Origin of the sequence: Arthrobacter phoenicis, from assembly GCF_047238215.1 — a bacterium.
Classification (GTDB): Bacteria; Actinomycetota; Actinomycetes; order Actinomycetales; family Micrococcaceae; genus Arthrobacter.
The window spans coordinates 1,557,861-1,582,149 of record NZ_JBDFMK010000001.1; the positions used below are offsets into that span (position 1 = coordinate 1,557,861).

A 24,289-nucleotide genomic window follows, 5' to 3' on the forward strand; every position below is an offset into this window, starting at 1 on the left:
TTGTACCTTTACCGACGCTAAGTGCCCCAAGTGAAGAGAATTGGGGTCCAAAGTGAACGGCGGGTTAACGAATCCCGGCCATCGGCTGACATCTGCACCGATTTCGACCGTTGATGGTTGCGTTGCGGGCGGACCGGTCGTAAGAGCCGCGCCGCGCGGAGCGGGTACCGGGGCCAGCAAATAGACTGGACCCCATGGCCGCCGCTACAGGGATTTCCGCAAGCGCACGGTTCCTGCGTGGCCGGATTCGTACCGGCTTCGTCCGGAGCCGGAACTCGTTGCTGCCGGCGGTCCAGATGACGGCGTGCGCCGTCGGCGCCTACGCCTTCGCCGAGTACGTCCTGGGCCACACGGGGCCGCTGTTTGCCGCCACCTCCTCCCTGATCGCCCTGGGTTTCTCCCGTGATCCGCGGCTGCGCCGCGTCGTGGAGGTGGGCCTGGGCTGCACCATCGGCATTGTGGTGGGTGACCTGCTGCTGCACTGGCTGGGCGCGGGAATCTGGCAGGCCGCCGTCGTGCTTCTCTTCTCGATTCTACTGGCGCGGTTCCTGGACAGCGGAACGATTTTCACCACCCAGCTGGGCCTGCAGTCGCTGCTGGTGGTGCTGCTGCCGGCCCCGGCCGGCGGGCCGTTCACCCGCAGCATCGACGCCGTCGTGGGTGGAGTCTGCGCCCTGCTGGTGACGTTCCTGATCCCGCGGGATCCGCGCCGCGAACCGCGCAACGACGTCAAGAAGCTGCTGCACGAACTCGCCGAGGTGCTCCGGGAATGTTCGGAGGCGCTGACCCGCAGCGAAGCCACCCAGGCCTGGCACGCGCTGATCCGCGGCCGGAACTGCCAGCCGCTGGTGGACGCGATGCGGCAGAGCCTGCGCTCCTCCGGCGAGGTGGCCGCCCTGGCGCCGGCCTACCGGCGCTACCGAGATGAACTGGACCAGCTGTCCCAGTCGCTGGACTACATCGACCTTGCCCTGCGCAACAGCCGCGTCTTCGCCCGCCGCCTGACCAGCGCCATCAACCACGCCGCCCTCTCCGACGACGCCACCGAGAACATCGCCGAGGTGCTGATGGAAACGGCGGCGGCGATCGACGAGCTGGGGCTGGGCCTGGCGGAGGTGCACGACGGCGTCCGCCGCGCCCACCTGCGCACCGCCCGGGTGGAGCTCAGCGAGATCGCCGGCCGCCTGCACCCGCGCCTGCTGGACGTGCAGCGGCTGGAGGGCGAGACCGTAGTGATGCTCTTCCGTCCGCTGATGGTGGACCTGCTGGAGGCCTCCGGCGTGAACTCGGACGAGGCCCGGGACATCCTGCCGGCGCTCTAGCCGCCCATCGCCGGGACCGGCGTTCGCGCGCTGCCTATCGCCGCCGTCCGCTGCCCTGCGCCCGCCGTCGTCGTGACCCGTCTCCAGCCCGCCGGCGGGACCCGCCTCCCGCCCGCCGTCCGCTGTCGGTGCCCGAGGTTAGGGTGGAGCAATGGCTACAAAGACTTCCCGGGCCGCCAAGGCGCCGGGCTATAAATGCGCGGAATGCGGCTGGACCACGGCCAAGTGGGTGGGCCGCTGCGGCGAGTGCCAGGCATGGGGCACCGTGGAGGAAACCGGCGCCGCGGTGGCCCGGACCACCGCCGCCACCACCGTGCTGGAGCCGGCCCGGCGGATCGCCGACGTCGACGCCACCACCGCCGCCTTCCTGCCCACCGGCGTGGACGAACTGGACCGGGTGCTCGGCGGCGGCCTGGTTCCCGGCGCCGTGATCCTGCTCGCCGGCGAACCCGGCGTCGGCAAGTCCACCCTGCTGCTGGACGTCGCGGCCAAGTTCGCCCGGACCGCCCAGGACGTCCTCTACGTCACCGGCGAGGAGTCCGCCGCCCAGGTGAAGCTGCGCGCGGACCGGATCGACGCCGTCGCCGAGTCGCTGTATCTTTCCGCGGAGACGGACCTGGGGCAGGCGCTGGGCCAGGTGGAGAAGCTCGAGCCGAGGCTGCTGGTGGTGGACTCGGTGCAGACACTCAGCAGCGCCGACGTCGACGGCAGCGCCGGCGGCGTCTCCCAAGTCCGCGAGGTGGCCGCCTCCCTGATCGCGGCGGCGAAGCGGCGCAACATGACAACCCTGCTGGTGGGCCACGTGACGAAGGACGGCTCCATCGCCGGGCCCCGGCTGCTGGAGCACCTGGTGGACGTGGTCTGCCAGTTCGAGGGTGAGCGGCACTCCCGGCTCCGGCTGCTGCGGGCGGTCAAGAACCGCTACGGGCCCACGGACGACGTCGGGTGCTTCGACCTGAACGAGGACGGCATTACCGGCCTCGCCGATCCGAGCGGGCTGTTCGTCTCCCGCATCAAGGATCCGGTCTCCGGCACTTGCATCACGGTCACCCTTGAGGGCCGCCGGCCGCTGCTGGCCGAGGTGCAGTCGCTGCTGGCCGAGAGCGCCAACGCCCAGCCCCGCCGCGCCACCAGTGGCCTGGACAGCTCGCGGGTCGCGATGTTGCTGGCGGTGCTGCAGCAACGCGCCGGCTGCCAGCTGCACAAGGACGACTCCTACGTGGCGACGGTGGGCGGGGTGAAGCTCAGCGAGCCCGCCACCGACCTCGCCGTCGCCCTCGCGGTGGCGAGCGCCAAGGCCAGGAAGCCGCTGCCGCAACGGCTGATCGCCTTCGGCGAGGTGGGCCTGGCCGGCGAGGTCCGGCCCGTCCCCGGGATCAACCAACGGATTCAGGAGGCGCACCGGTTGGGGTTCACCCACGCCGTGGTTCCCGCGAGCCCGGCAGGGCACGGTCCGGTCCCGGAGGGTTTCTCGGTCCGCGAGGTGGGCCACCTGACGGAGGCGCTGAGTCTGCTGATCGCTTAGCCGCCTCCGGCCGTGCACCGTCCCCGGCAGCAGCCGGACGACGGGTGCCCGGCCGTGGGGCCCTTGCCACGCATACCCCCTAGGGGTATATTGAATGGTGCACGATGCCGATGAGTTTTCAGGAGGCAGCACCATGGAACACCAGCACGGCGGGCACACGGACCAGCTCCGGGGCCAGCACCACGACCCGGATCAGCACCCGCCCCAGGACGACGACCATGCCGTCCACCAGCACGGCCAGCATGCCGGGCACAGCGTGGCGATGTTCCGGAACAAGTTCTGGCTGACCCTGGTCCTGTCCGTCCCCGTGGTCCTGTTCAGCCCGATGTTCGGCCACCTGCTGGGCTACGAACCCCCGCAGTTCCCCGGCTCCGCCTGGATTCCGCCGGTGCTGGGCACGGTGGTCTTCCTCTACGGCGGCCAGCCGTTCCTCAAGGGCGGCGTCGGCGAGCTGAAGTCCCGCAAGCCCGGCATGATGCTCCTGATCGCGATGGCCATCACGGTGGCGTTCGCCGCGTCGTGGGCCACCAGCCTGGGCCAGGGCGGCTTTGACCTCGACTTCTGGTGGGAGCTGGCCCTCCTGGTGGTCATCATGCTGTTGGGCCACTGGATCGAAATGCGCGCCCTGGGCTCGGCGCAGGGGGCCCTCGATGCCCTGGCCGCCCTGCTGCCCGACGAGGCGGAACGGATCACGGACGCCGGTACCGAGACGGTGAAAGTCTCCGACCTGGCCGAGGGGGACACGATCCTGGTCCGTCCCGGCGGCCGGATGCCCGCCGACGGCGAGGTGACGGAGGGCCAGGCCGAGTTCGACGAATCGATGATCACCGGCGAGTCCCGCACCGTCCTGCGCTCCCCCGGTGACGCCGTCGTGGCCGGGACCATCGCGACGGACAACAGCGTCCGGGTGCGTGTCTCCGCCACCGGCGAGGACACCGCACTGGCCGGGATCCAGCGCCTGGTGGCCGAGGCGCAGTCCTCCTCCTCGAAGGCCCAGGCCCTCGCGGACCGGGCGGCGGGGTTCCTGTTCTACTTCGCCGCGGGCGCGGGCGTCGTGACCTTCATCGCCTGGACGCTGCTGGGCAGCGTGGCCGACGCCGTCGAACGCACTGTCACCGTCCTGGTCATCGCCTGCCCGCACGCCCTGGGCCTGGCCATCCCGCTGGTGATCGCCCTCTCCACGGAGCGGGCCGCGCGCGCCGGCGTCCTGATCAAGAACCGGATGGCGTTGGAGCGGATGCGCACCGTCGACGTGGTCCTCTTCGACAAGACCGGAACGCTCACCAAGGGCGCTCCGGAAGTGCGGGACGTTGCCGCGGCGGAAGGTTCGGACCGGGACGAGGTCCTGGCGCTGGCGGCCGCGGTGGAGGCCGACAGCGAGCACCCGGTGGCCCGCGCGATCGTCGCCGCCGCCCGCGGGCGCGGGCTGGAGGTTCCGGCAGCCAGGGACTTCACCTCCCTGACGGGCCGCGGCGTCCGGGCCGACGTCGGCGGCCGCCGACTTCACGTCGGCGGACCGGCGCTGCTGAAGGAACTGGGCCTGGCGGAGCCCGCCGACCTGGCGGCAGCCACCGCCGGGTGGGTCCAGCGCGGCGCGGCCGTCCTGCACCTGATGGAGGGTGACCGGGTGCTGGGCGCCGTCGGGCTCGAGGACGCCGTGCGGGAGGAATCCCGGCAGGCGGTCGAGGCCCTGCAGCGCCGCGGCATCCGGGTGGCCATGATCACCGGCGACGCCCGGCAGGTGGCGGATGCCGTGGCGGAAGAACTCGGTATCGATGAGGTCTTCGCCGAGGTCCTGCCGGCGGACAAGGACAAGAAGGTTGCCGAACTGCAGGCCCGGGGCCTCAAGGTGGCCATGGTGGGCGACGGCGTGAACGACTCCCCCGCCCTGGCCCGGGCCGAGGTGGGCATCGCGATCGGCGGCGGCACCGACGTGGCGGTGGAGTCTGCCGGGGTGGTGCTGGCCGGAAACGATCCGAGAGCGGTGCTGTCCATGGTGGACCTGTCCCGGGCGAGCTACCGGAAGATGTGGCAGAACCTGATCTGGGCCACCGGCTACAACGTGCTCGCCGTGCCCCTCGCCGCGGGTGTCCTGGCCTTCGCCGGGTTCGTCCTCTCCCCTGCCGCCGGCGCCATCCTGATGTCCGCCTCGACGGTGGTGGTGGCCCTGAACGCCCAGTGGCTGCGGCGGCTGACGCTCAACCCGGCCCAGGTCCGCTAATCGGCGTACGCTCCTCCCCGGTTACTCCGCTCCCAATTCGACGACACCCCCCGGAAACCCCGGATTTCCGCGGGACCCGCGGCCGCGGCCGCGGCGGCCATTGGCCCGGCGGGTAACCGGGCGGGAGCGCACGGAACCGGGCGAGCCGGGGGCACGAATAAATGGGGCACGGAAAAAAGCACGAAAAAGGGGCGTCCGCCGGACTGGCGAACGCCCCTTTTCGGGTCCAACAGGACCTACGAAGCTGCTAGGCCTTCTTCGGCGGCAGTGCGAGCTTGAAGATCTTGGCCCAGGTGGAGCCGACCTGCTTCCACATGGGGCCGGTGTTGTAGGGCAGGTTGTAGCGGCGGCAAATGTCCCTGACCTTGGGCGCCACCTCGGCGTACCGGTTGGAGGGCAGGTCGGGGAAGAGGTGGTGCTCGATCTGGTGCGAGAGGTTGCCGGTCATCAGGTGCATGAACGGGGAGCCGGAGATGTTGGCCGAGCCGATCATCTGGCGCACGTACCAGTCGCCGCGGGTCTCGCCGTCGACCATTTCCTCCGTGAAGGTGTCCGTCCCGTCCGGGAAGTGCCCGCAGAAGATGACCGCGTGGGCCCAGACGTTGCGGATGGCGTTGGCGGCCAGGGTGCCGTAGAGGGCCTGCTTGCCGGAGCCACTGAGCATGGCGACGGCGGGGGTGGCGGCGTAGTCCTTGGTGAACTGCTTGACCGCCTTGATGCCCAGGGCCTTGAGGTCCTTGAGCAGGGCCTCCTTGCTCTTCTTGCCCTCGCGGTATTCCACGAGTTCCAGGTCGTAGACGGCGATGCCCCATTCGAAGACCGGGGCCAGCAGGGCGTTGTAGACCGGGTTGCCCAGGTTGAAGGGCTTCCATTCCTGCTGCGGATCCATCCGGAGCAGGTTGTATCCGATGTCGTTGTCCTTGCCGACCACGTTGGTCCAGCGGTGGTGGAGGTCGTTGTGGGTGTGCTGCCAGGACCGGGACGGGGTGACGAAGTCCCATTCCCAGGTGGTGGAGTGGATGTCCGGATCCCGCATCCAGTCCCACTGGCCGTGCAGGATGTTGTGGCCCAGTTCCATGTTCTCGAGGATCTTGGCGAGGCTCAGCAGGGTGGTGCCCGTGGCCCATGCCGCCTTGTTCTTGCTCACCAGCAGGGCCGCGCGGCCGGAGATCTCGAGCCCGCGCTGGATCTTGATCATCCGGCGGATGTACGCCGCGTCCTCGGCGCCGCGCTTGGCCAGCACGGCGTCCCGGATGGCGTCCAGTTCCCGGCCGAGCTCCGCGACCTGCTCATCGGAGAGGTGCGCGGCGGCCGGCGGGCGGACCAGCGGGCTGCCGGTTTCGGCCAGGGCGCCCTTGCGGGGCTTGGCGACGGCTGACGCCGGAGCGGCGGCTTCGCCGTCGACGGTGGGGTTTTCTGCAAGCGTGGTCATAGGGTGGCTCTCCTCAGAGGTCGAGGTTCACGGGCCCGGCGGCTGCCGAGACACACGTCTGGATAAGTTGGCCGGGCTCGCCGTGCACCTCGCCGCTGCGAAGGTCACGGACCTGGCCGGCCCGGAGGGGGGTTAGGCAGCTGTGGCAGATGCCCATGCGGCAGCCGCTGGGCATCAGCACGCCGGCGTCCTCGCCGACGTCGAGCAGCGGCGTGGCGCCGTCGGCTTCGACCTCGCGGTCGGAGGCCTCGAAGGTGACCAGGCCGCCGTCGTGCCCCTCGCCGCCGCCCAGATTGGTGCTGAAGCGTTCAATCGTGAGGTCGGTTCCGGGCTCGTTGGTGCCGGATTCGATCGCCCAGAGCGATTCGGCGTCGTCCAGGAATCCCTCCGGCCCGCAGGCGTAGGCGGCGCGGTCCCGCCAGTCCGGGCACAGACGGTCCAGTTCGGCGCCGGAGCTGAAGTCGGCCCGGCCGCGTTCGCCGGTGAACCACTGGGTCACCGTGAAGTTGGGGAACTGGTCGGCCAGCTCGGCGAGCTCCTCCAGGAAGATGGAGTCCTCCCGGGTCCGGGCGGTGTGGATCAGGACGACGTCGGCATCCGGCCGGTGCGGGACCAGCGTGCGGATCATGGACATCACCGGGGTGATGCCGCTGCCGGCGGTAAGCATCAGCAGGGGCCGCGGGTGCTCGGGCAGGACGAAGTGCCCCTGCGGCGGGGCCAGGAACAGCACGTCGCCGGGCTTGGTGTTGCGGACCAGCGCGCCGGAGACGGCGCCCATGTCCGTGACGGTGATGGCGGGATCCTCGCCGGCGGGTGCGCTGAGCGAGTAGGAGCGCCAATGGCGGACGCCGTTGAGTTCGACGCCGATGCGGGCCCACTGGCCGGCGCGGTGCGCCTGCCAGCCGCGGCCGGGATGAAAAAAGATGGTGGCGGAGTCGGCCGTTTCCGGGACCACCCTGGTAACCACGCCGCGCAATTGGCGGGAGGAAAACACGGGGTTGAATAGCGACAGAATGTCTTCTGGGGCTAGCGGGGTGGTCAGCAGAGATGCGGCGCGCGCCAGCTTACGGAGCCGGATCATTCATCAAGTGTATGTCGGGATGAGTCATAATTCTTCACCCCGGGCATACGATCGGGACATAGAAACTATCGCTACACAACAGTTTTTGGAGTCCACCATGGATGCGACACCCACCTCCGGCACCGGTTACCCCGCCTACGACCCGCCCTGGCTGGCTCTGCCCAAGGAGGTCAGCGACGTGCTCCGGCCCCGGATGCCGGGAATTGTGGAGGCCATCATCGACGCGGTGCCGCAATTGGTGCCGGCCTACGCCCGCCCCATCGAAGGCCGCTTCGGCCGGGGGCTGAGGCGCGGGGTGGCCGCGGCCCTCGACCGTTTCCTGCAGCTGCCCGGCACGGCACTGCCGGCACTCTCGGAGGAAAGTCGGGAACTGGTGGCAGGGCTTGGCAGCGGCGAATTCCGTCAGGGCAGGAGCATGGACGCACTGCTGAGCGCCTACCGGATGGGCGCGCGGGTGACATTCCGGGAGATGTCCAAGGTCTCGATGGACCAGCACCTGGGCCAAAACGTGGTGGTGGACCTGGGCGAGTCGATCCTGGCCTACATCGACGAGCTGTCCGCCGTCAGCGCCGAGGCCTACGCCTTCGAACAGTCGGAGCGGGCAGGCGCGGTGGACCGCCGCCGGACGGAGCTGCTGGACCTGCTGCTGCTCGGCCAGGCGGACGAGGCGGCCCTCCGCCAGACCGCCGCGATGGCCGACTGGGCGCTGCCGCGGCGGATGTGCGTGGTGACGCTGCCGCTGGACCGGGCGGCGGGGCTGCGCCTGCGGCTGGGCCCCGGGACCCTGGTGATTGAACGGGAGACCGACGCCGTCGTGCTGGTCCCCGCACCCCGTTCGGCGGCCGCGCGGCGGGACGTCGACAACGCACTGCGGGGCCGCGGGGCCGCCGTGGGGCCGGCCGGTGGCTGGGAAAAGGTGCCCGACTCACTGCGCCTGGCCGTGCTGGCGGCGTCGGTCCTGCCGCACCGCGACGCCCCGGAGGATCCCCCGATCTGGGCGGACGAGCACCTGGCCGCCGTGGTGCTGGGCGCCGAACCGTCGGCCATCGCCGAGCTGGCCAGCCGTCGGCTGGCACCGTTGGAGGGACTCCGTCCCGCGCAGCGCGAACGGCTGGCCGAGACGCTGCTGTCCTGGCTCCGGCATTGGGGCCAGCGGGGCCCGGTGGCGGCGGAGCTCGGGATCCACCCGCAGACCGTGGGGTACCGGGCGGTGCAGCTGCGGGAGCTGTTCGGCGACGCGCTGGAGGACCCGGTGGCCCGCTTCGAGCTGGAACTGGCCCTGAACGCGGGCAAGCGCTAGGCCAGGCGAGCGTTAGGTGGGAGGCAGGCCGGCGGCGCTGCCTCCCTGGCCCGGGCGGCTCAGCCCGCGGCCAGTTCCCTGCCGCGCAGCCTCAGCTCGAGGTCGTTCATCACCAGTGCGGCCAGATCCTCGAGGGAGCGGGTGTCCTCCTCGCTGAACTCGCGGGGTTCCCGGTCCAGGATGCAAAAGGTGCCCAGGTTGTAGCCGTCCGGGGTACGCAGCGGAATGCCGGCGTAGAACTGGAGGCCGAAGTCCCCGGCCACCAAGGGATTGGCGAGGGTCCTCGCGTCGTGGGTGGCGTCGTTGACGATCCACGGGCCGTCCTGGAGGATGGCCGAGGCGCAGAGCCCTGGGTCGCGGCCGATCTCCGTCACGTCGGTGCCGTGGTGTGTCTTGAACCAGATCCGGTCGTGGTCGACGATGCTGATGATCGCCACCGGCACGGAGAACATCCGCGCCGCCAGCGCCGCGATCCGGTCGAAGGAGCCGTCCGCGGGCGTATCCAGGATGCCGTAGCGTTCCACGGCCCGCATCCGTCCGGCCTCGTCGGGCGCCGTGGCGTGCCGGCGTCGACGTCCGGACGAGCTGATGATCTCCTGCCGGAGGGCCAGGGCCACCTCCCTGGCGGGCGGCCGGTCGGCCGGGTCGCGGGAGAGCATGGAGGTGAGCAGTTCCGCCCACTTGGGCGCCAGCTCGTCGGGGATTTTCGGGTCATGGAGGAGCCGCGCGACGGCGGACTGGATCGGCGCGCCGGGGTAGGCCATGTTCCCGGTGAGGCCCTCCAGCAGCACCAGCCCCAGGGAATAGACGTCGCTGGCGGGACCGGCCGGGCCGCCGGCAGCCTGCTCGGGGCTGAGGTAGGCGGGCGTTCCGGAGGTGCCGCCGTCCTCCTGGTCGTCATCCGGGGCGTCCGCGAAGCAGGCGACGCCGAAGTCGGTGAGCTTGGCCCGGGGCCTGCGGTCCTCGTTGCTGTAGTCCACCAGCAGGACGTTTCCGGGCTTGACGTCCCGGTGCACCACGCCGTGGTGGTGGATGTAGGACAGGCCCTCGGCGAGGTCGTAGCCGATGTGTGCCATATGCGCGGCGGAGAGCGGGCCGCGGACAGTGCGGTGCCGCAGGTCCTGGCCGGGGACGTACTCCATCACCAGGTAACTAAGCTCCTGGCCGTCGTCGTCGTGGTCGGATCCGGCGTCCAGCAGCATCACCAGGGCGTGGTGGCTCATCCCGGCGAGGATGCGGGCTTCCTGCCGCTGCAGCCGGACGGCGCCGGGGCCCTCCGGGTCGGCGCGGAAAAGCTTCACGGCAACCTCGCGGTGCAGCTGCTGGTCGTAGCACCGGTAAACGGTGGACTGGCTTCCCCGGCCGATCAGGGACTCAATCCGGTAGCGCCCGCCAAACAGGGCTCCGGATTCGATGGTGATGGTCAACGCGTGTAGGTGTTCCCTCGTTCGGGGTCCGCTGAACCTCGGCGGATCGGTGCTGTGAGCAGGCCTGGGGCCGGCGCCCGCAAATTAGCAAGGTTACTTATGATAACGCGGAATCGCCGGAACGGTAGGGGTCGAGGCGTTTATTTCGCCGCAGCCCCCGGGAGTCCGGGTCGGTGATTGCGGTGGCTACTTTGCGGGGTTGTGGGTGCCGATCGGGATCAGCGTCAGGTCCGGCAGGTTCTTCTCGATCCGCCGCAGCGCCCACACGTCGTTGAAGAGGGCCAGGTACTCGCCGTCGGAGCGCAGCAGCACCTCCGCGCCGGTGACGTTGGCCAGCGCGGGCATGGCGTCCGCCGTCGTGATCCGGGCCAGCGAGTAGGGCAGCCGCTCCAGCCGCATCGGGGCGCTGAAATCGTGCGCCATCCGGTCCTCGACCACCTCGAACTGCATGGGGCCGACGGCGGCGAGCACGGGCGCCTGGTCGCCGCGGATGTCCGAGCGGAGCACCTGGATGACGCCCTCGTGCTCGAGCTGTTCGATGCCGCGGCGGAACTGCTTGAAGCGGCTGGGGTCCTTGGAGCGGGCCACCTGGAAGTGTTCGGGCGCGAACAGCGGGATCGCGGGGAATTCCACCGGCTGGTCCAGGAACAGGCTGTCACCCACCCGCAGCGCGGAGGCGTTGACCAGGCCGACGACGTCGCCGGGGAAGGCCTCGTCGATCACCTCGCGTTCGCGGCCGAAGACCTGCTGGGCGTACTTGGTGGCGAAGGACTTCCCGGTTCGGCCCTGGGTCACGACCATGCCGCGTTCGAAGACGCCGGAGCAGACCCGGATGAAGGCGACGTGGTCGCGGTGGGCCTTGTTCATGCCGGCCTGGACCTTGAAGACGAAGCCGGCGAACGGGGCGTCCACCGGGCGCGGGTCGCCGTCGACGTCGGGGCGCGGCGCGGCGGGCGGGGCGAAGTCCACCAGCGCATCCAGGATCTCCTTGACGCCGAAGTTGAGCGCCGCGGAGCTGAAGAGGATGGGGGTGGCCTTGCCGGCGTGGAAGGCCTCGACGTCGAACGCGAGGTTGGACTCGATAACCAGCCCGGCCTCGTCCACCGCGTTGGACCAGTCATCGCCCTGGCTCTCGGCGGCCTGTTCCGGGGTGAAGTAGTCGGTCAGGGCGATGTTGGCGCCGGCGTTGTTGCGCTGGAACCGGGCGAAACGGTCGTTGCGCAGGTCCCAGACGCCGCGGAAGTCACCGGAGATGCCCACGGCCCAAGTCAGCGGCATGGGCTGCAGGCCGGTGCGTTCGGTGATCTCGTCCATCAGGGCCAGCGCGTCCAGGCCGGGGCGGTCCCACTTGTTGATCACGGTGATGATGGGCAGGTTCCGCTGCTTGCAGACCTCGAACAGTTTCATGGTCTGGGTTTCCAGGCCCTTGGCCGCGTCCACCAGCATGACGGCGCAGTCAACGGCCGCGAGCACGCGGTAGGTGTCCTCGGAGAAGTCGGCGTGGCCGGGGGTGTCCAGCAGGTTGATGACGGTGTCCCGGTAGGCGAACTGAAGCGCCGCGGAGCTGATGGAGATGCCGCGGTCCTTTTCCATCTGCATCCAGTCGGAGACCGTTTCCTTGCGGTTGGCCTTGCCGCTGGACGCGCCGGCGGTGCCGATCACCTTCGCGTGCAGGGCCAGCGCCTCGGTCAGCGTGGACTTACCGGCGTCGGGGTGGGAAATGACTGCGAAGGTCCGGCGCCGGCCCGCCTGCTTGTGAATCTCCTGGACTCGGGCGGGGCTGTGGACATCTTGGGACACGGTGCTACTTTCGCTGCGGCTTGGGGCGGGTTCACTGCGCGGAGAGCCCGCGATACACCCAGGACTCCAGTTTATCGCAGGCGGCGGGACAGCCCCGGCGGGACTAAAAATGTGGTCCGCCGGAGTGCCCGGGGAGAGCACTTTCCGGGTCCTTTCGTAACGCTCCCATGGACCACTTTGGGGCTTGTCCGTGCGGAAAACGGGGGGCCGTACCCCTATGATGGTGCTACCGGGAGACCGGGCATTTTTGTTCTGACCGGCCACCGTATGAAATCCGCGGATCCGGCGCACGGCAGGCAGAGGCCTGCACCTTTGAAGGGAAACACCCATGGCTCGGAGCCCCGAAGACGCACTCAAGGCGACGCTGGCCAGGGTGGCCCCCGGCACCGCCCTCCGGGACGGGCTCGAACGGATTCTGCGCGGCCGCACCGGCGCGCTGATCGTGCTGGGCATGGACCGGACCATCGAATCCCTCTGCTCCGGCGGGTTCGAGATAGGCATCGACTTCTCCCCCACCCGGTTGCGGGAACTCGCGAAGATGGACGGCGCGATCGTCTGTGACAGGGACGCCAGCAACATCCTGCGCGCCGGCGTCCAGCTGGTACCCGATTCCAGCATCGAGACCCAGGAGACCGGCACCCGGCACCGGACCGCCGAGCGCGTCGCCATCCAGACCGGTGTGCCGGTCATCTCCGTGAGCCAGTCGATGCAGATCATCGCCCTCTACGTCAACGGCCTGCGGCACGTGCTGGAGGGCTCCGAGAAGGTCCTGGCCCGCGCCAACCAGGCACTCGCCACCCTCGAGCGGTACCGGTCCCGGCTGGACCAGGTCACCAGCTCGCTGTCCGCCCTCGAAATCGAGGCGATGGTGACTGTGCGCGACGTCGCCGTCACCCTGCAGCGCCAGGAGATGGTGCGCCGGATCTCCGAAGAAATTTCCCAGTACGTGCTGGAACTCGGCGAGGACGGCCGCCTGCTGTCCCTGCAGCTGGACGAGCTCACCGTGGGCCGCGGCCCCGGCAGCGATGTGATCATCCGGGACTACTCGGGCCCGCACGCCTCCGTCGAGGACATCGACAAGGCCGTCAAGGCACTCGTCAGCCTGGATTCGACCGAGCTGATCGACCTGGGCAAGATCGCCGGGATCGTCGGGTTCGCCGGCGGGGAGGCCAACCTCGACGCCGTCGTCCAGCCGCGCGGCTACCGGCTGCTCTCCGGCCTCAAGGCGGTCCCGAAGGCCGTGGCCGACCGGCTGGTGGACCACTTCGGCGGCCTGCAGTTCCTGATGGCGGCCACCATCGATGACCTGATGACCGTGGACGGGATCGGCGACCAGCGTGCCAGGACCGTCCGCGAGGGCCTGAGCCGGATGGCGGAGGCCAGCCTGCTGGACCGGTTCCTCTAGACCGGCTGCCCTGAACCGGCTCCAATAGACCGGCTCCGCCGGGTTTTCTCCTTGCGGACCGGCCGGCTCAGCCGAGCTGGAAGACGGCCTTGGGGCTGGTCTTGTTCCCCAGCCGCGCCGTGAAGACGTAGTACGCGCCGCCGCCGCCGGGCTGCGCCGTGACGGCCTTGCAGCCGTCGACGGACCGGTTCCGGGCCCACGGGAAGTTGGCCGTCTCGCTCTGGCCGGGTCCGATCGACTTCACCAAATCGCTGCTCTCGGCCTGGCAGTCTGCCGAGGAGAAGATCCGGTCCGCGCCGCTGGTGACGACGTACTCCATCTGTGAGGTGCCGATATTGACCTCACACGGGACCTGGTTGCCGTTGGTGACCTTCAGGGTCAGCAGCGGGTTCTCGCCCGGACCGTAGACGGCCTTGTCCGTGGCGGCGGTGACCGTAATCAGCTTGTCGTCGCAGGCCGACGCCGGGCTGGGCGTCGCGGAGGCGGAAGGGCTCGCGGAGGCGGAGGCGACGGCGGAGGCCGTCCCGGACGCGGCGGCAGACGCGGTGGCGCCATTTCCGTTGGCGCTGCCTGCCTGCCCTGCGTCGTCGGAAGAGCCACCGGAAAAGGCGTTGGAGACGGCCACGACACCGGCCACCGCGAGCGCCAGGACCAGGAGCAGGACGGCGCCGGCAAGGAGGCGGCGACGGCGGTAGACGGCCTTACCCGGTTTCCGGGCCGTACCGCGAGCGTTGCCTTGCCTGACCATTCTTCTAGGCTAGAGAACCACGCCTCCGATCACACACCACCACGCCGCTGGTCCGGCTATGGTGCGCGTCTCTATTAAGCTGGTTCGATCAAAACCATGACCTCCTCCCCCGAAACAGTGGCCACCCCCGCCGCGCCCGGCTCACCCTCCGCGCAGGCAGTTACCGCCCCCGCCGCGCAGGCAGTTACCGCCCCCGCCGCGCCGCCCGCCGGACGGCTGGCGGAGCTCCATGCCGCCCTGGACTCCTGGTTCGCGGACACGGCCCGGGACCTGCCGTGGCGCGAGGCGGGCCGAACCCCCTGGGGCGTCCTGGTCAGCGAGATCATGCTGCAGCAGACCCCCGTGGTGCGGGTGCTGCCGGTGTGGGAGGAGTGGCTTCGGCGCTGGCCCGAACCGGCCGACCTGGCCCGGGAGGCCCCCGGGGAGGCCGTCCGCTCGTGGGGCCGGCTGGGCTATCCGCGGCGCGCCCTGCGGCTGCACGCTGCCGCGGCGGCGATCGTCAAGGACCACGACGGGCAGGTGCCCGGCACCTACCAGGAGCTCTTGGCGCTGCCCGGCGTCGGAACCTACACCGCGGCCGCCGTCGCCGCCTTCGCCTTCGGTCGGCGGGAAACGGTGGTGGACACCAACATCCGCCGGGTGCACGCCCGGCTGATCGGTGGCGCCGCGCTGCCCGCCCCGGCGCTCACCGCCGCGGAGATGCGCCTGGCCGCGGAGCTGCTGCCCGCCGGCGGCCCCGAATCGGTGCGCTGGAACGCCGCCGTGATGGAACTCGGCGCCCTGGTCTGCACCGCCCGCTCACCCAAGTGCGGGCAGTGCCCGGTCCGGGACGCGTGCGCGTGGCTGGCCGCCGGGGAACCCGCGCCCACCTACACGCCCAAGGGCCAGGCCTGGCACGGCACGGACCGCCAGGTCCGCGGGGCCGTTGTCGCGGTGCTGCGTCTTGCCGAGGCGCCGGTGCCCCGGGAGCTGCTGGACCGCGCGCCCGCCGACCTGGGGTTCACTCCTGTTGGGATCGGTATCCCGCTGGCCGCCCTGCACCGGCTGAATGCCCCGCCGGAACAGCTGGAGCGGGCCGTGGCCGGGCTGCTGGCCGACGGCTTGGCACAACAGCATCCTGCCGGACTTCAGCTGCCGGCCTGAGCGCCCGAGGAACCAGGTGGGGCTTAGGGCTCGCCGAACCCGTCGGTGATGAGCCCGCCCAGGTAATCCACGGCCTTGACCGCGTCCGGACCGCTGGCCTCGATGTGCAGCACGGTGCCCTGTCCGGCGCCCAGCATCATCAGCTCGGTCATGGACTCCCCGTCGACGCCGTTGATGGTGACCGTGGCGTCCATGCCGGCGAGGCTCCCGGCGATTTTGGCGGCCGGCCGGGCGTGCATGCCGGCCTTGTTGACCAGTTCGAAGTCCCCCTGCGCGTCCGGCGCCGCGGACCTCTCAGCATGGGCGTGATGGTGCTCCGGCGGCCGGTAGACGGCCTCGGCGGCCTCCTTCACGGTCTCCGCGTCGGCCCCGGTCTGCGCGGACACAGCGGCCGCCACCAGGCCCTCGATCAGCGGGGCGTCGGCCAGGTGGATGGAACAGGGGTCCGCGGCGAACTCCACGGCGGATTCCGCCGTCATCACGGCGGAGCCCAGGTCCGTGAGGACCACAACGCCCTCGCCGCCGTCGGCCTGTTCCAGCGCGGCCATGACCTTCTCCAGGCTGGTTCCGATCCGCCCGTCGTCGGTGCCGCCCGCGGCGATGATGGGCACGTCCGGCGCCATCTGGGCGGCGAGTTCGACGGCGCCCTCGGCAATCTTCGCGCTGTGTGAGACCACCACCAGCCGCACCGTCATGCGGCGCCCTCAGCGGCCTCGGCGGCGGCGCGCAGGATCAGGGCGGTGGAGACGGCGCCCGGGTCGCGGTGGCCGATGCTTCGCTCCCCCAGGTAGCTCGCGCGGCCCTTGCGCGCCTGCATCGGGTCGGTGGAGACGGCCCCCGCTTCCGCGGCATCAGCCGCCGCGGCCAGCACCCGGCCCGGGCTGCCGCCGTCGGCCCCGGCAGCGGCCGAACCCGCGTCAACGGCAGGGGTCCAGGCATCCACCATCGTCTTGTCCCCCGATTCGGCCTTGCCGCGGGCCACGATCCCGTCCCGGGCGGCCGTCAGTGCCGTGGCCAGCGTGCCGGCGTCGATGTCCGCGGCGTCGCCGAGGGCGGTGGCTGCCCGCAGGAAGGCGGTGCCGTACAGCGGTCCCGCGGCTCCGCCCACCTTGGACATCAGCGTCATGGCGGTCAGCTTCAACGCGGCTCCGGCGGTTTCCGGGGGCGCCTCGGCGAGCTTGTCCATCACGGCCTTGAAGCCGCGGTCCATGTTCTCGCCGTGGTCCGAGTCCCCGATGGGCCGATCCAGTTCGATCAGTTCCACCCGGTGCTCGGCCATGGCCTCCGCCGACAAGGTCAGCCAGCGCACGGCCCAGCCGACGTCCAGCCCCACGGTCAGGCGCCCCAGCGCAGGGCCGCGGTGTGCACGGGTGCGTCCCAGAGGGCTGTCATCTCGTCGTCGAGCTTCAGGACGGTGATGGAGCAGCCCTGCATCTCGAGGGAGGTGATGTAGTTGCCCACCAGCGAGCGCTCCACGCTCACGCCCTGCTCCTCGAGCCGGTGCACCGCGCGGCGGTAAACGATGTAGAGCTCGCTTTGCGGAGTGCCGCCCATGCCGTTGACGAACAGAAGGACCTTGTCCCCGGACGCCAGGCCCAGGTCGCTGACCACGGGATCCAGGAGGCGGTCGGTGATGCCGTCCGCGGGCTCCATGGGGATCTTGTGCCGGCCGGGTTCGCCGTGGATGCCGATGCCGATCTCGATCTCGTTGTCCTCCAGCTCGAAGCTGGGGACGCCCGCGTGCGGGACCGTGCAGGCGGTCAGCGCCACGCCCATGCTGCGCACGTTCTGGTTGACCCGGTCCCCCATCGCGGCCACGGCGTCCAGATCATCGCCGCGCTCGGCCGCGGCACCGGCGATCTTCTCGACCAGGACGGTTCCGCCCACGCCGCGGCGCCCGGCGGTGTAGAGCGAGTCCTGCACGGCGACGTCGTCGTTGACCAGCACGGTGCGGACCTCCACACCCTCGGCCTGGGCGAGCTCGGCGGCGGTCTCGAAGTTCAGCACGTCGCCGGTGTAGTTCTTGACGATGTGGACGACGCCGGCGCCGGAGTTGGACGCGAGCGTGGCCGGCAGGATCTGGTCCGGGGTGGGCGAGGTGAAGACGGCGCCGGGGACCGCGGCGTCCAGCATGCCCTTCCCCACGTAGCCGCCGTGCAGGGGTTCGTGGCCGCTGCCGCCGCCGGAGACGAGGCCTACCTTTCCGGCCACCGGGGCATCCTTGCGGACGATGTATTTCGGGTCGGGGTGGACGGTGACGAGGTCCGCGTGGGCGAGTCCGAAGCCCTCCACTGATTCGTCGACCACGGCCTTGGGATCGTTGATGAGTTTCTTCATGGCTGCGCTCCTGGATGGTGTCCTGGCTGCTTTGGTTGAACCCTACTACCGGCATCCGGCGCGCGGTAGGCTCCGGGGCCGGGCTGGACCTTGGCGGGGAACTCCGGCCACGCGTCCGGGCCCAGTCCCTCCTGCGGGGGCATCCGCCGGCCGGGGCCCACGCCTGCGTCCGGGGCGCCGCCGGGTTCGCCGTCCGCTCCGGCGCCGCCTCCCGTTCCGCCTCCGTAGCCGGGAGCGTCGCACGGCGGCAGCGGAGGGGCGTCCACGGACATCTGGAACGCGGAAAAGTCAGGAAAGATCACGCGGTGTTGCACAGTCTGCCTCCGGACGACGGCGGCCCTTCCCCGCCGGGCCGGCATCAGTTTATCCACCGAGTGGAGGTGGCGGAAGAGGCCGGGCGGCCCTTACAGGGCGCGGATCATCCGGGTGTTGCCGAGGGTGTTGGGCTTGACCCGGGCAAGGTCCAGGAACTCGGCGACGCCCTCGTCGTGGGAGCGCAGCAGCTCCGAGTAGACCACGGGGTCCACCGCCGTCTGGTCCGCCATGACGGCGAACCCGTGGCGCTTGAAGAACTCCACCTCGAAGGTGAGGCAGAAGACGCGGGAGACGCCCAGCGCGCGGGCGTCATCCAGCAGGTGCTCCACCAGCTGGTGGCCAACGCCCTTGCCGCGCCACGCGTCGGAGGTGGCCAGGGTACGGACCTCGGCCAGGTCCTCCCACATCACGTGCAGCGCGCCGCAGCCGATGATCTCGCCGTCGGGCGACTCGGCGATCCGAAACTCCTGCAGGCTCTCGTAGTAGGCGACCGTCTCCTTCGCCATCAGGATCCGCTGGTCCGCCAGGGGTGCCACGAGGGTCTTGATCGCGGCGACGTCGTGGGTGCGGGCAGGGCGGATCCGGATGGGCTCAGTCACAGCCCCATCCTACGGCTCCGCCCCGCCGCCCCCGTGCGCCTCCCGCCTTGCCGGCGGGCTAGACGCCCAGCTCCGCGGGCACCGGGATGTCCTCCTCCAGCAGGTGCCGGGCGAGGAAGTGCTCGACGACGCCGTACCAGACCTTGGCGTGCTGCGGCTGCAGGATCCAGTGGTTCTCGTCCGGGAAGTAAAGGAACCGGTGGTCGGTGCGGCCGTCCCCGTCCGCGGCGAGCTGGGACTTGGCGAGCAGCTCGTACCAGAGCCGCAGGCCCTCGCCGATCGGCACCCGGTAGTCCTTGTCACCGTGGATCACCAGCATGGGGGTGCGGATGTTCTCCACGAACAGGTGCGGGGAGTTGGCCGCGGCCATCTCCTCGGTCATTTCCTTCAGCCAGTACTGGGCCGCGTCGGTGGTGGGGCCGAACTGGTCCAGCGCCCAGAGGCTGGCGTGGGTGACGATCGCCTTGAACCGGTCCGTCTGGCCGGCCACCCAGTTGGCCATGTAGCCGCCGAAGGAGCCGCCCATCGCCGCGGTGCGGGTCTGGTCGATGTCCGGCCGGTCCACGACGGCGTCGGTGATCGCCATCAGGTCCGTGAAGGGGGCCTTGCCCCACTCACCCCAGCCGCTCTGGATGTGGTCCTGGCCGTAGCCGGTGGACAGGGCCGGGTCCGGGAGCAGGACGGCGTAGCCCCGGGCCACCAGCAGCCAGGGGTTCCAGCGCCAGGTCCAGGCGTTCCAGGAGCCCAGCGGGCCGCCGTGGATCCAGAGCAGCAGCGGGGCCGGGTTCTCCGCCGAGGCGTCGTCGGGCAGGGCCAGGTAGGCGGGGACCCGCCGGCCGTCCGCGGCGGTGGTTTCCACCCGTTCCAGCCGGCCCGGGTGCGCCGGCCGCCCGGCGGGAGCATGCAGCCGGGTGACGTCGCCGGAGGCGAGGTCTATCCGGACCGCCTCGGCGGGGAATTCGTAGGAGCTGCGGAGCGCATAGGCGTGGCGCCCGTCCGGGGAGACGACGACGTCGGTGTAGGCCGCGGCATCGCCGGTCAGCCGGCGCGGTGAAGCGGCCGCGCTGCCGGTGCCGGAGCCCGCCACGTCCACCCGGAACACCGGGGTGGCCCCGTCCTCGTCCGCGGTGACCAGCAGGGCCGATCCGTCCGGCAGCCAGGCGGCCGGGCGCGGCCAGCGGTCCCAGCCTTCCGCCAGCGGACTGAGCTTCCCGTCCGGGCCGGTGAGGTCCAGCAGGTGCAGCCGGACCTGCGGCGCCTGCTCCGGGGTGGTGTCGGTTTCGCTGACCACGGCCAGGGTGCGGCCGTCCGGGCTGACCGGCCCGGGGAAGTAGCTCATTCCCGGCTCATCCAGCAGGACGCGCGTGGTGCCGGTGGCGACGTCCACGGCCACCAGGACGATCCGGGAGTCGGCGTTGGCCAGCGGCCGGGTAAAGCTGCTGTAGACGGTCTTCCCGTCCGGGCTGACCGACATCTCGGCCTCGCGGAGCCCGCTGCCCGCCTCCGGGGTGAGGTTGCGCAGGATGGCGGGGGTGGCGGCGTCGACCGTTCCAGGCGTGCCGTTCTCCGGTTCCGCACCGGGTTCGACCGCGAAGATCCGGGGCTGGCCGGGGCCGAGGTCGGCGTCCCAGTACCGCACCGGGTAGCCGGTGTGCAGGATGGCCGCGACCTTCTTGTCCTTGCGGGCCTTCCGGCGGTCCTCGTCGTCGGCCTCCTCCGTGGAGCCGGCCAGGACCGGGGCGGTGACGAACACGGCGTCGGCGTCCCGGGCGGCCAGCACGCCGCTGACCCCACCGGCGCGGGAGAGAGCCAGGCGTGCCTCTCCGCCGTCGGCCGGCAGCGCCCAGAGGGCCTTGACCGCGTCGGCGTCCGGGTTCTCCGGGTCGGGGCGCTCGGAGGTGAAGTAGAGGGTGCCGTCGGCCGCGAACGCGGCCCCGGCCTCGCCCTTGGCGCTGCGGGTCAGCCGGCGGGCCGGGCGCGTCCCGGCCGGGTCGATCTCCCAGAGCGCGGTGCGGTAGTCGGTGCCCTTGTCGTTCAGGGTGGCGACGGAGACGACCAGTCGCCGGCCGTCCGGGCTCATGGCGAGGCCGCTGATGCGCGGGATGGCCAGGTAGTGGTCCAGGTCGTGGAAGGGTGTCTGGGGAAGCCCGCCGGTCGCAGGCGTTTCGGTTGAAGGCATGGTCCGATTCAACACCCGATGTGCTCCCGCTCACACCGGGTTCACTAAGAGTGAAACAATGCTTTCAAGATTCCGGGGTGCCCGTCCGCAGCCAATTCCCAGCGCCGCTTGGCAGAATGGGCCCATGAATCCTGAACAGATGCTCCCCCGACGTTCCCTGTTGCTTGGCGCCGGAGCGGCCGGCGGCACCGCCCTGACGCTCTCCGCCTGCTCCGGGCCGGAGTCCGACGCGGCCGCCACCAGCGACGCCGCGGCGTCTTCTGTCCCGGCCGGCACCCCGGTGCAGGTCGGGAAGGTCAGCGAGGTCAAGGTGGGCGGGACCGCCACCGGCAAGGTCAACGGCAAGGCCGTGGTGATCTTCCGCCCGGACGAGAAGACCGTCCTGGCCTACGACGCCGCCTGCACCCACGCCGGCTGCCCGGTGGCCCCGGCCGGCGGCGACTTCGAATGCCCCTGCCACGGCTCCTCCTTCAAGGGCAGCGACGGCAGCGTCATCCAGGGTCCGGCCCGCGCGCCGCTGGCCAAGCTGAAGGCCGCGATCGACGGCGAATGGATCACCGTTACCGCCTGATGACCCGTCGCGAACCTGGGCGCGAGCCCCGGCGCTCCAGCGCTCAACGGCTTAACGACGACGGCCCCGGCCGCTCCCGTAAGGGAAGCGGCCGGGGCCGTTGCGTGTGGTGCTGCGGAGCAGCGAACCTGCCCTAGTGGGTCGGCGCGATCTCCGGGATGCTCGGCTTGGCGTTGCCGGCGAAGGTGAACTTCGCCTCGTCGCCCTCACCCTCGACGTCGACCACCACGATGTCACCGGAGTGCAGCTCGCCGAAGAGGATCTTCTCGGAGAGCTGGTCCTCGATCTCGCGCTGGATGGTGCGGCGCAGCGGCCGGGCACCCATCGCGGGGTCGTAACCGCGGGTAGCCAGGAGCACCTTGGCCGCGGGCGTGAGCTCGATGCCCATGTCCTTGTCCTTCAGGCGGCGCTCCAGGCGGGTGACGAACAGGTCGACGATCTCGATGATCTCGTCCTGGGTCAGCTGCGGGAAGACCACGACGTCGTCAACACGGTTCAGGAACTCGGGGCGGAAGTGCTGCTTGAGCTCCTCCGTGACCCGGGCGCGCATCCGGTTGTAGCCGGTCTGCGTGTCCGTGCCGGACTGGAAGCCGGTGGCGACGCTCTTGGAGATGTCCCGGGTACCGAGGTTGGTGGTCATGATGATCACGGTGTTCTTGAAGTCCACCACGCGGCCCTGGGAGTCGGTCAGGCGGCCGTCTTCCAGGATCTGCAGCAGCGAGTTGAAGAGGTCCGCGTGGGCCTTTTCCACCTCGTCGAAGAGCACCACGGAGAACGGACGACGCCGGACCTTCTCGGTCAGCTGGCCGCCCTCCTCGTAACCCACGTAGCCCGGAGGGGCACCGAAGAGCCGCGAGACGGTGTGCTTCTCGGAGTACTCCGACATGTCCAGGGTGATCAGCGCATCTTCCTCGCCGAACAGGAACTCAGCGAGGGCCTTGGCCAGTTCGGTCTTGCCGACACCGGTGGGGCCGGCGAAGATGAACGAGCCGCCGGGACGCTTCGGGTCCTTGAGGCCGGCACGGGTGCGGCGGATCGCCTGGGACAGGGCCTTGATGGCCTCGTCCTGGCCGACGACGCGCTTGTGCAGTTCCTCTTCCATCTTCAGCAGGCGCGAGGATTCTTCCTCCGTCAGCTTGAAGACCGGGATGCCGGTGGAGTTCGCGAGCACCTCGGCGATGATGTCCTCATCCACCTCGGAGATGTCGTCCATGCCGCCGGTCTTCCACTGGCGTTCCTTCTCGGCACGCTCGGCAATGAGCTTCTGCTCCTTGTCGCGCAGCGAGGCGGCACCTTCGAAGTCCTGGGCGTCGATCGCCGATTCCTTCTCCAGCTTCATGGCCGCGATCTTCTCGTCCATCAGCTTCAGCTCCGGCGGAGCGGTCATCCGGCGGATGCGCAGCCGGGCGCCGGCCTCATCGATCAGGTCGATGGCCTTGTCCGGCAGGAAGCGGTCCGAGATGTAGCGCTCGGACAGGCTCGCGGCCGAGGCGAGGGCGCCGTCGGTGATGGTCACGCGGTGGTGCGCCTCGTAGCGGTCACGCAGGCCCTTGAGGATCTCGATCGCGTCCGCGACGGAGGGCTCCTTGACCTGGATCGGCTGGAAGCGGCGCTCCAGGGCGGCGTCCTTCTCGATGTGCTTGCGGTACTCATCGAGCGTGGTGGCACCGATGGTCTGCAGCTCGCCGCGGGCCAGCATGGGCTTCAGGATCGAGGCCGCATCGATGGCACCCTCGGCCGCGCCGGCACCCACCAGGGTGTGGATCTCGTCGATGAACAGGATGATGTCGCCGCGGGTGCGGATCTCCTTGAGGACCTTCTTCAGGCGCTCTTCGAAGTCACCGCGGTAGCGGGAGCCGGCCACCAGGGAACCGAGGTCCAGGGTGTAGAGCTGCTTGTCCTTGATGGTCTCCGGGACGTCGCCGCGGACGATCGCCTGGGCCAGGCCCTCGACGACGGCGGTCTTACCGACACCGGGTTCACCTATCAGGACGGGGTTGTTCTTGGTGCGGCGGGAAAGGACCTGCATGACGCGTTCCATTTCCTGCTCGCGGCCGATCACGGGATCGAGCTTGTTCTCCCGGGCGGCCTGGGTCAGGTTCCGGCCGAACTGGTCGAGGACGACCGAGCCGGCGGGGGTACCCTCGGCCTGGCCGGCGCCGACACCGGCTCCGGCCGATTCCTTGCCCTGGTAGCCGGAGAGCAGCTGGATGACCTGCTGGCGGACCCGGTTCAGGTCTGCGCCGAGCTTGACCAGCACCTGTGCGGCAACGCCTTCACCCTCGCGGATGAGGCCGAGCAGGATGTGCTCGGTGCCGATGTAGTTGTGGCCGAGCTGCAGGGCCTCGCGCAGGGAGAGTTCCAGCACCTTCTTGGCCCGCGGCGTGAAGGGGATGTGACCGGACGGTGCCTGCTGGCCCTGCCCGATGATCTCCTGCACCTGTTCGCGGACGCCGTCGAGCGAAATGCTCAAGGACTCGAGGGCTTTGGCGGCAACACCTTCACCCTCATGGATCAGACCCAAGAGGATGTGTTCGGTACCGATGTAATTGTGGTTCAGCATGCGTGCCTCTTCTTGGGCAAGCACAACTACGCGACGGGCACGGTCCGTAAATCGCTCAAACATTTCGCCACACTCCTAGCTACGACGTACTTTGATGCTACGTGGCGGTCTTCGTAATTTGTGGCTTGTTCGCCACAGGGGAAACCGGGGCGGTTGCGGGGACCCGGGCGGCGTGCACGGCCCGTGCGTGCGTCCCTCCCCGGTTACCTCCGCCGCACCAGGGCGAGGGGTCCCCGGAAACGGCTGCATTCCGGCCCGGCCGGGCCCCGGCGTCGGCCCGGCAAGCCGCAGCCGCCCGGTAACCGGGGAGGAGCGTACGGA

General features: G+C 70.3%; 18 protein-coding genes. 7 read left to right on the forward strand and 11 right to left on the reverse strand.

All coding sequences use genetic code 11. From position 1 onward, the window contains the following. Nucleotides 1-194 precede the first annotated feature (194 nt). From ABC337_RS07290 to ABC337_RS07300, 3 genes are all read left to right on the forward strand, one after another. A complete protein-coding gene (locus tag ABC337_RS07290; protein ID WP_412884538.1) occupies nucleotides 195-1,322 on the forward strand; it encodes an FUSC family protein in 1,128 nt (375 codons plus the stop codon). A 151-nt stretch (nucleotides 1,323-1,473) separates the two neighbouring features. Next, entirely contained in the window at nucleotides 1,474-2,847 is a 1,374-nt protein-coding gene (radA, locus tag ABC337_RS07295; RefSeq protein ID WP_412884537.1) for a DNA repair protein RadA, read from the forward strand. 133 nt (nucleotides 2,848-2,980) lie between these two features. After that, the gene (locus tag ABC337_RS07300) at nucleotides 2,981-5,068 is read left to right on the forward strand and encodes a heavy metal translocating P-type ATPase (protein ID WP_412884536.1); all 2,088 of its coding nucleotides are present in this window, start codon (nucleotides 2,981-2,983) and stop codon (nucleotides 5,066-5,068) included. Nucleotides 5,069-5,315: 247 nt separating this feature from the next. On the opposite strand, the gene ABC337_RS07305 is transcribed toward ABC337_RS07300, so the two are convergent. Further along, entirely contained in the window at nucleotides 5,316-6,500 is a 1,185-nt protein-coding gene (locus ABC337_RS07305) for a fatty acid desaturase family protein (RefSeq protein ID WP_412884535.1), read from the reverse strand. A gap of 13 nt (nucleotides 6,501-6,513) precedes the next feature. Beyond that, nucleotides 6,514-7,581, reverse strand: coding sequence for a ferredoxin reductase (locus tag ABC337_RS07310; RefSeq protein ID WP_412884534.1), 1,068 nt, complete (start codon nucleotides 7,579-7,581; stop codon nucleotides 6,514-6,516). Between the two features lie 97 nt (nucleotides 7,582-7,678). On the opposite strand from ABC337_RS07310, the gene ABC337_RS07315 reads away from it, so the two are divergent. After that, complete coding sequence (locus tag ABC337_RS07315) at nucleotides 7,679-8,881, forward strand: PucR family transcriptional regulator (RefSeq protein WP_412884533.1); 1,203 nt, start codon at nucleotides 7,679-7,681, stop codon at nucleotides 8,879-8,881. A gap of 59 nt (nucleotides 8,882-8,940) precedes the next feature. Here ABC337_RS07315 and ABC337_RS07320 read toward each other — a convergent pair whose 3' ends face one another. Next, on the reverse strand, nucleotides 8,941-10,308 hold the full coding sequence (locus tag ABC337_RS07320; RefSeq protein WP_412884532.1) for a GAF domain-containing serine/threonine-protein kinase: 1,368 nt from the start codon (nucleotides 10,306-10,308) through the stop codon (nucleotides 8,941-8,943). Nucleotides 10,309-10,494: 186 nt separating this feature from the next. Continuing rightward, entirely contained in the window at nucleotides 10,495-12,108 is a 1,614-nt protein-coding gene (locus tag ABC337_RS07325) for a peptide chain release factor 3 (RefSeq protein ID WP_412884531.1), read from the reverse strand. Between the two features lie 328 nt (nucleotides 12,109-12,436). Between ABC337_RS07325 and disA the strand changes: the two genes are divergently transcribed. Next, nucleotides 12,437-13,513, forward strand: a complete 1,077-nt coding sequence (gene disA / locus ABC337_RS07330) for a DNA integrity scanning diadenylate cyclase DisA (protein ID WP_412884530.1) — start codon at nucleotides 12,437-12,439, stop codon at nucleotides 13,511-13,513. Between the two features lie 67 nt (nucleotides 13,514-13,580). Here disA and ABC337_RS07335 read toward each other — a convergent pair whose 3' ends face one another. Next, nucleotides 13,581-14,261 (reverse strand): hypothetical protein, encoded by a 681-nt coding sequence (locus tag ABC337_RS07335; RefSeq protein WP_412884529.1) that lies wholly within the window; start codon nucleotides 14,259-14,261, stop codon nucleotides 13,581-13,583. A gap of 324 nt (nucleotides 14,262-14,585) precedes the next feature. Between ABC337_RS07335 and ABC337_RS07340 the strand changes: the two genes are divergently transcribed. Beyond that, entirely contained in the window at nucleotides 14,586-15,404 is an 819-nt protein-coding gene (locus ABC337_RS07340; protein WP_412884972.1) for an HhH-GPD family protein, read from the forward strand. A gap of 23 nt (nucleotides 15,405-15,427) precedes the next feature. Here the strand turns inward: ABC337_RS07340 and dhaM are convergent, their stop codons facing one another. The 5 genes from dhaM to ABC337_RS07365 form a co-directional block, all read right to left on the reverse strand. After that, nucleotides 15,428-16,099 (reverse strand): dihydroxyacetone kinase phosphoryl donor subunit DhaM, encoded by a 672-nt coding sequence (gene dhaM, locus ABC337_RS07345; protein WP_412884528.1) that lies wholly within the window; start codon nucleotides 16,097-16,099, stop codon nucleotides 15,428-15,430. Next, a complete protein-coding gene (dhaL, locus tag ABC337_RS07350) occupies nucleotides 16,096-16,737 on the reverse strand; it encodes a dihydroxyacetone kinase subunit DhaL (RefSeq protein WP_290256997.1) in 642 nt (213 codons plus the stop codon). Before dhaL ends, dhaM begins: the two co-directional genes overlap by 4 nt. Before the next feature lie 2 nt (nucleotides 16,738-16,739). Next, nucleotides 16,740-17,741, reverse strand: a complete 1,002-nt coding sequence (gene dhaK, locus ABC337_RS07355) for a dihydroxyacetone kinase subunit DhaK (protein WP_412884527.1) — start codon at nucleotides 17,739-17,741, stop codon at nucleotides 16,740-16,742. Between the two features lie 404 nt (nucleotides 17,742-18,145). Then, nucleotides 18,146-18,655, reverse strand: a complete 510-nt coding sequence (locus ABC337_RS07360; RefSeq protein ID WP_412884526.1) for an amino-acid N-acetyltransferase — start codon at nucleotides 18,653-18,655, stop codon at nucleotides 18,146-18,148. A 58-nt stretch (nucleotides 18,656-18,713) separates the two neighbouring features. Further along, nucleotides 18,714-20,834 carry a S9 family peptidase gene (locus ABC337_RS07365; protein WP_412884525.1) on the reverse strand — a complete coding sequence of 707 codons (2,121 nt, stop codon included), beginning with the start codon at nucleotides 20,832-20,834 and terminating at the stop codon, nucleotides 18,714-18,716. A gap of 124 nt (nucleotides 20,835-20,958) precedes the next feature. On the opposite strand from ABC337_RS07365, the gene ABC337_RS07370 reads away from it, so the two are divergent. Beyond that, nucleotides 20,959-21,405, forward strand: coding sequence for a Rieske (2Fe-2S) protein (locus ABC337_RS07370; protein ID WP_412884524.1), 447 nt, complete (start codon nucleotides 20,959-20,961; stop codon nucleotides 21,403-21,405). Between the two features lie 133 nt (nucleotides 21,406-21,538). Here the strand turns inward: ABC337_RS07370 and ABC337_RS07375 are convergent, their stop codons facing one another. Further along, nucleotides 21,539-24,031 (reverse strand): ATP-dependent Clp protease ATP-binding subunit, encoded by a 2,493-nt coding sequence (locus ABC337_RS07375; protein ID WP_412884523.1) that lies wholly within the window; start codon nucleotides 24,029-24,031, stop codon nucleotides 21,539-21,541. Between the last annotated feature and the right edge of the window lie 258 nt (nucleotides 24,032-24,289).

Excerpts from the sequence above, each read along its gene's own strand:
- ABC337_RS07290 (WP_412884538.1), top strand. The coding sequence starts at position 195 with ATGGCCGCCGCTACAGGGATTTCCGCAAGCGCACGGTTCCTGCGTGGC.
- radA (WP_412884537.1), top strand. The coding sequence starts at position 1,474 with ATGGCTACAAAGACTTCCCGGGCCGCCAAGGCGCCGGGCTATAAATGC.
- ABC337_RS07300 (WP_412884536.1), top strand. The coding sequence starts at position 2,981 with ATGGAACACCAGCACGGCGGGCACACGGACCAGCTCCGGGGCCAGCAC.
- ABC337_RS07305 (WP_412884535.1), bottom strand. The coding sequence starts at position 6,500 with ATGACCACGCTTGCAGAAAACCCCACCGTCGACGGCGAAGCCGCCGCT.
- ABC337_RS07310 (WP_412884534.1), bottom strand. The coding sequence starts at position 7,581 with ATGATCCGGCTCCGTAAGCTGGCGCGCGCCGCATCTCTGCTGACCACC.
- ABC337_RS07315 (WP_412884533.1), top strand. The coding sequence starts at position 7,679 with ATGGATGCGACACCCACCTCCGGCACCGGTTACCCCGCCTACGACCCG.
- disA (WP_412884530.1), top strand. The coding sequence starts at position 12,437 with ATGGCTCGGAGCCCCGAAGACGCACTCAAGGCGACGCTGGCCAGGGTG.
- ABC337_RS07335 (WP_412884529.1), bottom strand. The coding sequence starts at position 14,261 with ATGGTCAGGCAAGGCAACGCTCGCGGTACGGCCCGGAAACCGGGTAAG.
- ABC337_RS07340 (WP_412884972.1), top strand. The coding sequence starts at position 14,586 with ATGCTGCAGCAGACCCCCGTGGTGCGGGTGCTGCCGGTGTGGGAGGAG.
- dhaM (WP_412884528.1), bottom strand. The coding sequence starts at position 16,099 with ATGACGGTGCGGCTGGTGGTGGTCTCACACAGCGCGAAGATTGCCGAG.
- dhaK (WP_412884527.1), bottom strand. The coding sequence starts at position 17,741 with ATGAAGAAACTCATCAACGATCCCAAGGCCGTGGTCGACGAATCAGTG.
- ABC337_RS07365 (WP_412884525.1), bottom strand. The coding sequence starts at position 20,834 with ATGCCTTCAACCGAAACGCCTGCGACCGGCGGGCTTCCCCAGACACCC.
- ABC337_RS07370 (WP_412884524.1), top strand. The coding sequence starts at position 20,959 with ATGAATCCTGAACAGATGCTCCCCCGACGTTCCCTGTTGCTTGGCGCC.
- ABC337_RS07375 (WP_412884523.1), bottom strand. The coding sequence starts at position 24,031 with ATGTTTGAGCGATTTACGGACCGTGCCCGTCGCGTAGTTGTGCTTGCC.